The organism is Enterococcus sp. BSD2780061688st2 D3, from assembly GCF_005844145.1.
Classification (GTDB): domain Bacteria; phylum Bacillota; class Bacilli; order Lactobacillales; family Enterococcaceae; genus Enterococcus_B; species Enterococcus_B durans.
In genome coordinates this window covers 172,970-187,177 of record NZ_SPHN01000002.1, presented here as the reverse complement: position 1 = coordinate 187,177, position 14,208 = coordinate 172,970, and the positions used below count along the sequence as shown (strand labels likewise).

The 14,208-nt window shown below is 37.0% G+C and carries 9 protein-coding genes; 1 reads left to right on the top strand and 8 read right to left on the bottom strand.

All coding sequences use genetic code 11. The annotated features are described in order from the left end of the window. Positions 1–4: 4 nt before the first annotated feature. Positions 5–1,051, bottom strand: a complete 1,047-nt coding sequence (locus tag FGQ66_RS03145) for a hypothetical protein (RefSeq protein ID WP_138301664.1) — start codon at positions 1,049–1,051, stop codon at positions 5–7. A gap of 796 nt (positions 1,052–1,847) precedes the next feature. After that, complete coding sequence (gene ccpA / locus FGQ66_RS03140) at positions 1,848–2,849, bottom strand: catabolite control protein A (RefSeq protein WP_005880387.1); 1,002 nt, start codon at positions 2,847–2,849, stop codon at positions 1,848–1,850. Between the two features lie 209 nt (positions 2,850–3,058). Here ccpA and FGQ66_RS03135 point away from each other — a divergent pair, with 209 nt between their 5' ends. After that, on the top strand, positions 3,059–4,162 hold the full coding sequence (locus tag FGQ66_RS03135; RefSeq protein ID WP_005880389.1) for an aminopeptidase P family protein: 1,104 nt from the start codon (positions 3,059–3,061) through the stop codon (positions 4,160–4,162). Positions 4,163–4,276: 114 nt separating this feature from the next. Here FGQ66_RS03135 and FGQ66_RS03130 read toward each other — a convergent pair whose 3' ends face one another. From FGQ66_RS03130 to lgt, 6 genes are all read right to left on the bottom strand, one after another. Beyond that, positions 4,277–9,517 carry a S8 family serine peptidase gene (locus tag FGQ66_RS03130; RefSeq protein WP_230315211.1) on the bottom strand — a complete coding sequence of 1,747 codons (5,241 nt, stop codon included), beginning with the start codon at positions 9,515–9,517 and terminating at the stop codon, positions 4,277–4,279. Positions 9,518–9,936: 419 nt separating this feature from the next. Then, positions 9,937–10,530, bottom strand: coding sequence for a YtxH domain-containing protein (locus tag FGQ66_RS03125; protein WP_138301662.1), 594 nt, complete (start codon positions 10,528–10,530; stop codon positions 9,937–9,939). Positions 10,531–10,532: 2 nt separating this feature from the next. After that, entirely contained in the window at positions 10,533–10,973 is a 441-nt protein-coding gene (locus FGQ66_RS03120; protein WP_005880392.1) for a DUF948 domain-containing protein, read from the bottom strand. Positions 10,974–11,356: 383 nt separating this feature from the next. Then, positions 11,357–12,295 (bottom strand): UTP--glucose-1-phosphate uridylyltransferase GalU, encoded by a 939-nt coding sequence (galU, locus tag FGQ66_RS03110; protein WP_138301661.1) that lies wholly within the window; start codon positions 12,293–12,295, stop codon positions 11,357–11,359. 14 nt (positions 12,296–12,309) lie between these two features. Further along, positions 12,310–13,335 carry an NAD(P)H-dependent glycerol-3-phosphate dehydrogenase gene (locus tag FGQ66_RS03105; protein ID WP_138301659.1) on the bottom strand — a complete coding sequence of 342 codons (1,026 nt, stop codon included), beginning with the start codon at positions 13,333–13,335 and terminating at the stop codon, positions 12,310–12,312. Positions 13,336–13,377: 42 nt separating this feature from the next. Next, positions 13,378–14,208: a prolipoprotein diacylglyceryl transferase gene (gene lgt, locus FGQ66_RS03100; RefSeq protein WP_005880398.1), complete on the bottom strand. Its 831-nt coding sequence runs from the start codon at positions 14,206–14,208 to the stop codon at positions 13,378–13,380.

Sequence of the window (14,208 nt, the reverse complement as noted above, 5' to 3'; positions counted from 1 at the left end):
ATGCTTAAGATTTTTTTTGATCTATGCCTTTTTTGATAATTATTTCGGATTTTCTTTTGAAAGGAGTCCGCGTAGCAAAAATGAAATCTTTATTGATATCCTCAAATTTAATTGTAACCATTCCTAATTCACTTAAACTTTTGAAGATTGCCTTGTAATGAAAATCATCAACAGTATGCTCTTTTAGATAGTAACTAGGTTTGGGTACTTCTTGGTTCCCAGCTAATTCGCTTACGTCAAAGACTTCAAGTAAACAATAATCTGTTTTTTGCTGATTTTCTTCTTTTTTTAGAAGCAACTCCTTTTTATAATAAAGTGCCTCCGGATTTGCTTTGACTTCTCTTCCCATTTTTTCCCAAGCATCAAGTGAATAAATACATTGAGCAGTTGGTTTTTGTGCCAGAATGAAATTGATATTTTTGAAATATAGCATTGAAAAAGAAGCCAAAAAATTTAAATAATTGAAAAAATTTTCTTTTTCTAAAAAACTTATTGTATGCTTATTACAATAATCATCGATTCCCTTCATATTTGCACTATTGATTAAATCCTTTATAGATAAATCGGCTTGTGTCACTTTCTGATTTTCATTTCTGATACTCTCTACTCCTTCAGGAAACAAGTCAATCGACCCTAATCTATCCCAATTTTTTTTTAGATAATCATACGCTCTGATAATATAATAAAATTTTTCAACAATTTTCTCCCAATTTTTTTCCATATAAATAATTTGCTTATTCCAGTCTTCTCTACGAATATCTTTTGGTCGTGCTTCCACTGTCTTGCTCCGAGAAACATAAAGTGCATGATTAAAATCTAATCCTGTAGAAACAAGATGCGTGTTCTTTAAATTGGCTTCAATTGGGTATACAAAATCTCGGCGTAATTCCCTTACATTGGCCCTCATAGGAATGTACCAATTTTTTTCTTGAGTACCTATCTCTACATAAAAACGTGTATTTTTGTCTAATATTCTTTTTTTATGATCAGATTTTATTCTCAATTCTTCTAAAACATTAGGATCAATAGTTACTATGCGAAGCTTTCCCATCACTCATCACTCCTTCTTATTTAAAATTCTGTTCATTATTTAGTTTATGTGATTCATAAAAAAAAAATAGTTCTTTATTTTTTTCTTTTATAAAAAAAGGTTCTATACTACGTTGGTGTTGGTAGAAAATAGTCTACAGTTTTCCACTAACACGTTTTCTTATTTTTTAAATCACAAGAGACTCTCATTTGGTAAAATACAGTCGACTAAAACCTACTCTATCAAAGGAGTCTCCTTATGGATAATCACAGTCTAAAATTGCTAGCTCTATACTTTTTGATGTTGATGGAATTCGTCAACATCTTTTTTATGATTCAAAAGAAAAGACACCCTGAAATCCTTGAGAATTAATTTGACGAACCAATTCATAGGAAAAATTCAAGATGTCTTATACTCAGTTTATCAAAGATACCTAAATATTCTAGAACTAGATATCTATTTAGAGGGAATTTATTTAACTAAAGAAAAATACAAAGAACGAATTTACTTGATTTGTAAGGGAACTCTCCAGTGTACTCGTATGGCTTTTGTAGCTTTTACAATTTCAAACTACGGATCATGATTCGTCATGGCAAAACATTTTTAACCAAATAAACAGAACAGAAAGAGGGTTTCTTCTTTCTGTTCTGTCCAAATTATTCTAAGATTTCTCTTTACCAACATCATTTGACAATGAACTTTAACTTGGACATTCGTCCAAATCAGAGGTACTACATGCAAAGTTTAACTTTTTTGGGTCCCTACAACTAGCACTCTTTTTTCTCACAGATATTGAAGTATCTGCTGTATAGTGTCTTTATTTTGTTGAGCCTTTTTCTTCGATCCCGTATGGTAAAATGATCGTTTTTTCTTCTACTTCTTCTTTGTTCATCATTTTTGTAAGTAAGCGCATTGATACCGCACCAAGATCATACAAAGGTTGAGTGATACTTGTTAGACGTGGGCGAGCAACTTCTGTTAGTAATGAGTTGTTACTTGTGATGATTTCAAATTCTTCTGGTACTTTTACGCCTCTATCTAAAAGTCCATCTAAAATACCGATTGCTAATTCATCATCTGAAACATAGACAGCTGTTGCACCACTGTTGTGGATACGTTCTACTAATGACAATCCATCTTTGAAGTTGTATTCTGCTTCAAAGATCAAGCCTTCACTGTAAGGCAAGTTGTTTTCTTTCAATGCTTCTTTGTAGCCCTTCAAGCGATTTTGTCCATTGATTGGATCAATCAATGCACCACTGACAAACGCGATTTTCTTATTGCCGCTTTTAGCTAATTTGTTTACTGCATCTTTTGTAGCAGTTGTATAGTCAATATTGACACTACCAACTTGTTCATCTGGATCGATCGAACCTGCTAAAACAACAGGTGTTTTTGAGCGAGAGAATTCCCCGCGGATCTCATCAGTAATATGATGCCCCATAAAGATCACACCATCTACTTGTTTCGCTAATAGATTGTTTAGCACATTTACTTCTTTTTGGTCATTTCCATCAGAGTTTGCTAAAATGATATTGTATTTGTACATTGTGGCAACATCATCGATTCCGCGTGCTAATGAAGCAAAGAACATATTGCTGACATCAGGAATGATCACACCGACAGTAGTTGTTTTTTTACTTGCCAATCCACGTGCTACAGCATTTGGACGATAATCTAAACGATCAATGACTTCCAGTACTTTTTTTCTTGTGGCAGGTTTTACATTGGGATTGCCATTGACAACACGTGAAACAGTAGCCATCGAAACATTTGCCTCTCTCGCTACATCGTAAATAGTAATTGTTTGCTTTTCCATTGTTGTTCTCCTATTCATTTTTATATGTTTTCTGAAAATACGCTTTACATTTCTTAGATAGAATATCAAATTATACTCGAAATTGCAACCGTTTTACCACTGTTTTCATGAAAATTTTTACTTTTTTCACTTTTTTAGACATTGGTCTTTTAATCAATAAGTGGTACAATTATCTAATAATTCAATAAATTAGAAAGAAGGATGCCAAAATGAATAACGTAAAAATCAACGAATTACGTAAATGGATGGCTCAAAAACAAGTGGATCTGGCTTATATCAGTGATCCTGGACACATTGCTTATTTTTCAGGATATGAAAGTGAACCACATGAACGTGTCTTGGCGCTCTTTATTCCACTTGAACAAGATCCTTTTTTATTCACCCCTGCTTTAGAAGTTGAAGATGCACAAAATAGTAGCTGGACTTTTGATGTACGTGGATATTTGGACAGCGAAAACCCTTGGGAAATTATCGGGAAAGAATTACGCACCCGTTATGGACAACCCGGAAAAATCGGGATCGAAAAAAATGCTTTAACTGTTGATCGCTTTGATGCTATCTCTGATCAACTAGTTGGTACAGATGATTTCATTGACTTGACTTCTATCATCCAACGATTGCAATTGATCAAAACAGTTGAAGAAAAAGATAAATTGATTGCCGCAGGTAAATGGGCAGATGTTGCGTTTGAAGTTGGCTTCAAGGCAGTCAAAGAAGGCATCACTGAACAAGCAATCATCGCAGAAATCGAATATCAATTGAAAAAACAAGGTGTCTCACAAATGTCATTTGACACAATTGTTCTTGCTGGTATGAATGCTGCTAGTCCTCATGGCACACCTGGTAGTACCAAAGTGACACCAAATGAACTTGTCTTATTCGATCTTGGTGTTGTTTGGGACGGTTATTGCAGTGACGCTACACGTACTGTCGCTTACAAGAAACCAACAGAATTCCAAGAAAAAATCTACAATATCACCCTTGAAGCGCAATTAACTGCACAAGCAGCTGTGCGACCTGGTGTTACAGCCGCTGAACTAGATCAGATTGCCCGTAATGTTATCAATAGCTACGGCTATGGAGAATACTTCAATCACCGCTTAGGTCATGGAATTGGTACAACTGTTCATGAATTTCCTTCTCTAGTTGAAGGAAACGATTTGGTCATTGAAGAAGGCATGTGCTTCTCACTTGAACCAGGGATCTATATTCCTGGAAAAGTCGGCGTACGAATCGAAGACTGTGTCTACGTAACAAAAGATGGTTGTGTACCATTTACTACCACATCAAAAGAGTTACGAATCTTAGATTAATCTCTTGATCCATTTCAATAGTTAAAAGAATCCTCCAAAAGAAGCAGAAACCATTGCTTCTTTTGGAGGATTCGTTCTTGCACAACGTTCAGTTTCAGTAGCCTGAAGGATTACCTAGTTTTTCCTTTTTTTAACTCTCATGAAAATAATCCCTACTCCACTAGCACAGATCAAGAGACCGATGATCAACAGTGCTATTTCAGAACGATCATTTGTGGTGGGAAATACCTTGTTCTCTTTTGACAATAGCTGATCTCCAACTTTATTGGCGAGTTGCAGTTGTTTTTTTGGAGAACCAGAGAGATTTTCTGTTAGTAGATCTGCGGCTTCTAAATTGGAAACACGCTCCTGATTCTTTTGTTTTTGCTCAATTGGGCTTGTCTCTACCTTTAGAGGCTGATTTGCTGCCATGGTTTTAACCGCCTCGAGTTGAGGCTTACTTTCATTTTCTGGCGTATTTTTAGTAGCTGTCTTAACGACTGTTTCCGCTACTTTATTTTCGGTTAAACTAAGCTGTTCTTTTACGACATCACTTGTATTTCCTGCTTGATCTTCCGTACGCACATAGAGTTCTGTGTCTTTAGTTACCTCAAATGGTTGAGTATATTTTTGCCATGTTTTCCCTTTATCCATACTATAGGATAGTTGATGCACTGCAGCTTCTTCCTTAGAAAGCGGTTTTTCATAACCTAGTGTCACTTTGATTGCATTTTGACCTCTTTCTAATTGTATAGAAGGTCCACTAGCAACCTCTTTTCGAATCGCTTTTACTTCGTATTTGGCTACAGCTGATTCATTCCCATATTTATCTTTATACTTATAATAAACAGTTTTATTTTCAGCAATTGCCACGTCATCTTTGACCTTGGACCATGTATTTCCATCAATAGAATAGTATAGTTCTGCATCCGTTCTCTCATCTACATGTAAAGTAACTACTTGATTGGCAACCGTTTGATTACTTTGGATAACAGGAGTTGCTAACATTACATGATGATAATCAACAGTCACGATCGTACTGACATGATTATTTAGGGTATCTACTAAATCAAACTCGACTTGGTTCAACCCATCTTCGATATCAATAGGATAATCGACGGTTGTCGCTTGACGGCCGGCATAGTATTTTTCATTATACACACCACGATTTCCATCACTATAGGCATTATTCAAATTGATATATAACCTGTACCCAGCTAAATTATCGTTGACTTCAGCTCTAACCGCATAAGGATTTTGATTCGTATAGGCAAAATAATTTCCCTGACTGTCCACTGTTAGATTTGGTAAGATCAAACTAGGCAAAGTTGAATCGATCACGATAGGATAACTATAATTCATGACTGGTCGCCCATCGTTCAGACGATTGTCTTGCGCATAGATTTTCAATGCATGTTTCCCATTGTCCATATTTTTCATGACGTAGCTGAATGCAAGTGTATCAGGATCGTAATTGATTTTCTCGTCATTCAAGCGGAAATCTGTAACTGGATATTTTAGTTTCCCGCTGATCTGCAATTCTTTTGTTTGAACATTGTAATAATTACTCGTTTTGTTTGCTATAATCGCCCCGCCATCTAGTTGTTCAAATTCAACTAGATCCCCAGTATAACTGGTTGTATCTACAGTCGTTATAACAACGGTTGACTCCGTCACCTCATCATTTGAGTTATAAGAAGACACAAGCAATTTATTTTCTCCAAACACTAATGGAATATCCCCATCAAATTCACCGTTACTAGTTAAACTACTTGTCAAATCGACACTTTTTTTAGCGGACTGATTTTCGACACTCACTTTTACTCCATTTGTTTTTCCTTTCAAATGATAATTTTCTGAATGGGCGATCGCTTTTCCAGATGCATCCACTCCTTCTATCTCAAGAGTTGGTGCTTGATCAACAAAAGTAAAGTGGTAAGTGCCCAGTATTTTTTTTCCAGTTGCGTCCTCTGAAAAGACAACCGTATTTTGTGCTACTGCTGGGATAGCCACAGAAAAGGCTCCGGTAGTGCCAGTTACTGTCTTTATACCATTCGCAAATAATTCTGTATTTAGTAAATACGTTCCTTTGATGTTATACAACTTATTCACTTTATCATAACTATAAGAATCCGAAGTAATAACAGAGTTATCTGTAAGGTTTAGCAACTTCAACACTCCAACTGCTCCATTGATTACTTGCCCTGTTTGCCCATCATAATACTTTCCTGGATCTATCGTCGTATTCAACGCATTATCCGAAACCTCTATACGTATAAAATTTTTCCCATTTAACAGTAATTGCCCCACCCCTGGCAATACATAAACATTTTGCTGTCCACTTACAGGAGAGAGCGTTCCCCTATACCTTTTTCCATTAATTTCAAAATAGAGCAGATTATTTACACCTGAACCATTATCCTCGAATTCTACTAAGAGGTCCTGCCCGCCAGCAATGCTCACTCCGTGTATTATTGGTGGGAGCGTGTCTACTTTCAGTGGATAATACGTGAGTTGTTCTCCCTGACCACTTGCAGTTTCAGTTGTTATTTTATATCTGTATTGTCCATCTGGCACTGTATTCATCTTTCCTGTTTTAGTGTCATATATTTTCCCATCCCATTCTCCATTTTTTACTTCATGGACACTCCATTTTCCATTATCCGGGTTAAAGAAATCCTTACGCTGATTTCTTTCTTCATAGACTTTTTGAATCACATGGTCATTTACGTCAACGATTTCGTATTTTGCATAGGCATAGTTTCGATAAAAGTACAAGTATGGAAATGCAGAGTCGTAATGTCCATCCCCATTAGGAGAAATAGCTACGCTATCAGGATCGACATCTGAATTTTTAACACCTAATATATTTCGACTATTAACATCCACTAAAAAACCAGCGCGTGTCGGGATATTTTTTCCTCCCGGTTGATTATACGGAGGAGAAGTAATCAGTTCCGCATCATAATCGCCATAATAGCCCATATATGGAAGCACTAAATCAGGCGTGTTATCTCCGCTAAATCCAACATACCCTTCAACGAATTGCTGTCTGTCAAATGTAGCTGGCAACTGTAACGTGACAGTGACTTCGATACTAGCTTTAGCAGGTACTTCGATTTTTTGATTGGCCGTTGTTAGACTTGCTCCATTGATCTTACTATCATAAAGTTCTAAAGATATCTTTTCTATATCTTGTGTGTATACGCCACCGTAATCATTGAATACATAACTTTTTGTGTCATTTCCATAATTTGTTAGAGTCACTTTAAAGTTGGTTTGTTCTGTGATTTCTTTCAAAGCGAATGCTGCATCATGATCACTTGCGTCAGTTGCACTCACTGTGTTTTCCAAAGCAGCGCCGACATTAAGCAACCCTGCCCCCTGTTGACGAGGCGAATAAATCAAATTTACATGGTCGTGGTCAATTAAAGGGATAGCTGTATTCATAAGTGTATTTTTAGCAAATTGCGGCATGTCTTTTCTTGGAATATTCAACTGACTATTTTTAACTGATTGATAGATCAATGCCTCTGCTCCTGCTACAAATGGTGACGCCATCGAAGTCCCATTCATTGATTGGTACGAATTGTCATTTGCCAATGAGTAAATATTCCCACCTGGCGCAGTGATTTCTGGTTTGAATTCTAAGGTTGGTGTGGGTCCCCAAGATGAAAAAGTGGACATTTTTCCCGCCTGATTATTTGGTATGACCTCCTCTCGAAAATCAAAAGTGAATTGTTTCTGTTGTTTCATTGCAGAAAGTAACTGGGTTCCTTCTCTAGTAAAAACACAAATGGTTGGATAAGAAAGATCCGTCAAATTTGGTGCATATTGAGCATCTTCATAGATCACAGCTGCTACTGCTCCAGCTTTCTTCACATTTGCTACTTTTTCGGAATGATTCGTTGTATCTCCATGAATCAACGCAATCTTGTTTTTAGCATCAAGTCGGGAGATCTCTTCCTTACTGGCACTTCCCACATCAATTAACTCATGTTTATTTTTAAGGTCTGAGTAATCAGCAGTTGGTGCTATCATATACGGCTGCAAGTCTCCATTATAAGAAGCATAGCCATTGAACTGAATCCCCTCTACATGAAAAAGAGGAAGTGTAGCCGTTGTATTTTCCGCAGAAGCGACACTCAACGCAGAAGAAACAACTGCGGGAGAAGAGATCATCGACTGATCATCTGTCCCTAGTATATCCGTTGCAGCTCCAGATATAGTGCCACTAGTTGCTGCATTTCCTGCAGCAATCACACATAAGACCCCTGCATCCGAAGCTGCTTGGATCGCTAATTGTTCTGGGTCGGACGCATCACTATTTCCAGCATCACTTCCTAAACTCATATTGATGACATCGGCTCCTAGAACGACAGAGTCTTCGATAGCTGCGATGATATCATCAGACATACAGCTTTGGCTATCATTATTGGAAAAAACTTTCATCGCTAATAATTGTGCTTCTGGTGCGACACCCTTTACTACGCCGTTAGCTGCCGCAATTCCAGCCACATGCTGTCCATGCATTACTGAACTTTGATCAACGACATCTTCCGATTCATCCGCATAATTATGTCCAAAAGGAACTTTAGCTGAAAAGTACTTTCCATAACCTAGATTTTTTATTTTTTGATCCGCTTCTTGTTTTTCAAGTTGCACTCCTGTATCCTTACTCAATTTGAGATCTTGATGACTAGGGTCCATCCCTGAATCGATAATCGAAATAACTGTATTTTCACCTTTTAAATTATAGTCATTCCAAGCTTTTTCAATATCTGCCATCTTGTTTGCCGATGCGTCTTGAGGAGTATATGCTTTGATAACACTGACTGATTCGACGCCTTCGATTCCTTTTAGTTTCTCGATATCTCCATAGTTAACATCCATGGAAAAACCGTTGATCAATAGGCCAAACTCCCTGATTACCTTCGTTTTAGCAATCTCTTCCACTTTTTCTTGGATTGTCTCTTGTTTTGCGATTACTTTTTCAGAAGCTTCTTGCACTTTTTCGATTGATTCAGGTGTATCGATCGATTTCTTCGATTTTTCGACAGCCGCTTTCTCTTTTAAGCGAATCATCACTCGTACTTTATCAGTAGCTTTGACATCTTTCTCGTTCTCGTCATAATATCCCTGCGCTTTTAGCTGAGCTAGTGCAGCTTTTTTGATCAACTCGGAATCAATCGCTTTTTTCTTAGAAATATAGTCCTTAAGATCCTGTTTATCTTCTACTAAATTTGTCGTTTCTGCGGGAATCTCAGTAGCATCCGCTACGCTAGAATACACACTTAAAAACAAAGGCGACAATAAAATAGTTGTACCAATCGTTCCTATCCAGTAAGCTTTCCCCCTCCAATTTCTTTTTTTCATTTTTTTCCTCCCATCTTATGTGTACTTTCATTTATTTACAACCAATGTCTGAAGCAAATCAATTGGTTCGTTGAAATTAAAATAACATACAGATAAAGAACTAGCAATATATTTTTTAAATTTTCTAAAAATTCAGCGAATATTTTAAGAGGTAGACCATTTAATTATTAAAAAAATAAAACAACGTTATATATTTAAAAAAAGCTGTTAAATAAACAATTTCAAATTTTTTTAATTACAAATGATATTCATACATATAAATCCAATTTCACACATTAAATAAAATGTGTAATTTTAAAAAATAAAAAAGATATTTTATAACCATTAAAAAATAACAATAGTAATGAATATCAAAAAGAGCAGTGAATACTGAACGAACTCTCAGTACTCACTGCTCTTTTATTTTCTATAATGAAGTCTTATTTCTGTTCTTTAAATGTATCTTTTAAATCTTCTTTTGCTGAATGAACGTCTTCTTTTGCCATATCTTTCATCGTTTTCGCATCTTCTGCCACAGGCTTTGCTTCTTCAATACCCTCTTGGACTGTTTCTCCAGCAGCAGATGCAGTATCTTTTGCTTCGATCAGGATATCTTCTGTTGTATCTTTTGCAACTTCACCCATTTTGTTTACTGGTTTTTTCAAGTCATCTGCTGATTTTTTGAAACGATCAGATAGGTCTGCCGATTGTTCCTTTAGATTCAACAAAATATCTTCTGATTCATCTTCAACTACGTCAGCTGAATCATTGACTTTATTTTTCACATTTCCAGCAAGATCTCCTGCTTGTTGTGATAAATCTTGTGCTTTTTCTTTTGCGATGTCTGTCAATGTACTTGTTTTTTCTTTCGCCATATCTGTGTAATCTGAAGCCATGTCTAGAAAATCATCTGCTTGTGCTGCTAATTCATCTCTTAGTTCTTTTCCTGATTTAGGTGCTAACAATAATGCTGCTACCGCTGCGGCTGTTCCACCGATTACTGCACCTAATAAAAATCCACCTTTTTTTGCCATGATTATTTTCCTCCTGTCGTTTCAGTATGTTTTTTATTTTTGAAAAATTTTAAAGCAGTCCCGCCAACTTTTCCAGCCACCGTTGCCTTGGCTGTCGTTTTGCCGATACCACCAACTTTCGTCACAATATTTTTGCTTGATACATTCAATTCTGAGACGCTTTCACTTAAATCAGCTACTGCAGTGAACAATGGATCGATAGTTGCTACCTTACCATTGATATCTAAAAGAAGTTCATTGCTTTTCACTAATAAACCTTCCACTTGTCTTGATAAAACATCGACATCTTTCGTTACAACTTCAATCGTTGTATTTGCTTCCGCAACTGTTTGATCAACTTTTTCTAATGTTTTTGATAATTGTAGTAAAACTTTTACGATGAAAACAACTAGCACTGCAAACGCAATCGCTGCAATCAATCCTGCAATTTCTCCGCCTGTCATAATTAAACTCCCTTCTGATACTCTTTCTATTAGAATAGCATTTTCACGTTTTTTAAACAAATAAAAAATAGTGAATGAGTGTGGGACAAATCTAAAAATCAGTTTTGCTACAGACTTTCGAATAAACGGTGGGAGCAGAAGCAACTCCTTCGGAAATAAGCCGAGATTCACAAAAATTTGAAAAAGCAATTTTCGTTCATTTCTTCTTATTTCTCGGAGTTAAACACTTCTGTCCCAGCCTCTCTCAAATAAACGGCGTCCAAAAATCAGGTTCTTCGGAAATTTCAAAAAAACGAGCAATACAAAAAGCGTATTGTTCGTTTTTTTTCTCCAATTTCTCAAACCTAAACGACTTTCGTCTCGTTCTCTTTCTTTAATAAAGATTATTTTTTATCTTCTTTTTTTGATTCAATCGGTTTTTTCATATTTGTAGATACGGAATGATCTTCCGCTTCTAATTCTTTCCCCAATGCTTTGATATATTCTCTCAAAGGTTCACCAACCTCTGGATGTGTCAAACCATATTCAATACTCGTTTTCATAAAACCAAATTTATCTCCGACATCATAACGTTTACCTGTAAATTTACGAGCAAAAACGCGTTGTGTTCGATTTAAAGTATCAATGGCATCAGTTAATTGGATCTCGTTACCTGCACCTGGTTTTTGTTCTGCTAATACATCAAAAATCTCTGGCGTCAATAAGTAACGCCCAATAATTGCTAAATCACTTGGTGCTTTACTTGGTTCAGGTTTTTCAACGAAATTCTTAACATTGTATAAGCCGTCTTCTAACTCTTCTCCAGGATTGATGATCCCATATTTCGATGTATCTTTTTGTGGTACTTGCATAACCGCGATGGTTGAAGCATGTGTACGTTCATAATCATCGATCAACTGTTGTGTCAACGGCACTTCATCTTCCATGATGTCGTCACCTAACATCACGACAAAAGGTTCATTTCCGATAAATGCACGAGCTTGTAAAACAGCATGACCTAACCCTTTTGGATGAGATTGACGGATGAAATGAAGATTGACATCAGTCGTTTCTTCCACTAATTTCAATAATTCAGTTTTTCCTTTTTCACTAAGGTTTGTTTCTAGTTCGATATTTGAATCAAAATGGTCTTCAATCGGTCTTTTAGCTTTTCCTGTGACGATCAAAATATCTTCGATTCCTGATTTCAATGCTTCTTCAACAATAAACTGAATCGTTGGTTTGTCAACAATCGGAAGCATCTCCTTAGCCATTGCTTTTGTGGCAGGTAAAAATCTAGTCCCTAATCCTGCTGCTGGAATTACTGCTTTTTTTACTTTCATGTGTCAACTCTCCTCTAAAATATTTTTAATGAAAACTCATTTTCTTGTTTTCCATCTCGCAACATGATTTCTTTTGCTGCGGTTTTTACGTCTTTATGTTCATAAAGCACTTCGTAAATCGTTTGAGTGATGGGCATCTCTACGCCCATGATTTGAGCAAGCTCTTTTGCGGCTTGTGTGGTATTGACTCCTTCAACGACCATGCCCATATCTTCGAGAACCGATGGCAAGTCTTTCCCTTGACCTAACAAATTCCCAGCACGCCAATTTCTCGAATGAACACTAGTGCAAGTAACAATCAAGTCGCCTACACCACTTAGACCAATAAAAGTCAGTGGATTAGCTCCCATCGCTACACCCAGTCGGCTGATCTCTGCCAAACCTCTTGTCATGATTGCAGCCTTAGCATCATCACCAAACCCTAGCCCATGGATCGCACCAGCACCGATCGCAATGATGTTCTTCAATGCCGCACCCATCTCGACCCCGATGACATCAGGGTTTGTATAGATTCGGAAATAATGATTCATAAAGAGTTCTTGGACGAATTTTGCTGCCTTTTGATCCGTACTAGCAGCGGTGATCGTTGTGATATCATGGTTTGCCACTTCTTCTGCATGACTTGGCCCAGATAAGACTGTCACAGCCTGTCTTTTTTCAACTGGCAATTCTTCCAAAAGGATCTCAGAAATCCGTTTATGGGTGTGTTGTTCTAGTCCCTTACTTGCATGAATGATTATCGGTCTAGTCGTTAATTTATCTGCCAGTTCTTGGGCTACCGAGCGGATTGCTTTGGTTGGAATAACAAATAGGACAGCATCAACATCAGCAACTGCTTTTTCCATGTCTGTGAACGCATGGATCGTCTCCGCCATTTTAAGGTCTGACAAATAACGGTGATTTGTATGTTGCTGGTTGATTTCATTCGCCTGTTCTTCACGATGTCCCCAAAGACGAACATCATGTCCATTTTCTGCAAGTACTTGTGCCAAGGCCGTTCCCCAAGAACCAGAACCTAAGACCGCCACTCTATATTTCATTTTACCACTCCTGCTAATTTTTTCATTTTATTCGCTCACAAATCAGATCAAAAACTGGTCTTTTCCTAATGAACGATCATAATCAGGAAGATTTTCTTTCTTTCTCCGCCAAATAAATAGAATGATCGTACCGATGAATAACACGGCAGATAGTAATTGAGAAATACGGATCACTCCAAGGAAGTACAAGCTATCTGTTCGTAATCCTTCGATAAAAAATCGACCAAAGCTATACCACATCAAATAGACGAGCAACACTTCCCCTTTTTTCAGAAGATGTTTTTTGTTTCTTAAAATCAACAACAAAACAAAACCGATCAAGCTCCACATCGATTCATATAAAAAAGTCGGCTGACGGTAAATTCCTTCAATATACATGTTATCAATAATAAATTGTGGAATATGCAAGCTTTCTAAAAAAGCTCTTGTTGTGTTCGGTCCATAAGCCTCGTGGTTCATGAAGTTTCCCCATCGTCCAATCGCTTGAGCGAGTAAAACACTTGGTGCTGCAATATCTAAAAATGTCCACATAGATATAAAATGATATTTTGTAAAAAAGTATAAAGTGATCGCCCCAGCAATCAAGCCACCATAAATCGCTAATCCGCCTGAACGGATATTGAATATTTGGATCGGATCAGCAAGGTATTGAGGAAGATCAAATAAGATATAGTACAAACGTGCACCAATAATCGATAAGGGTAAGCCCCATAACATAAAATCAGTCACATCATCAGCTTTCAGCCCTACTCGAACTGCTTCACGGCTGCTAAGCCACATGGCAATGATGATCCCTGAAATAATGATCAGTGCATACCAATAGATAGGTATCCCTAGAAAATCAAAAGCCACTCTGTTTATTTGTGCCAACAT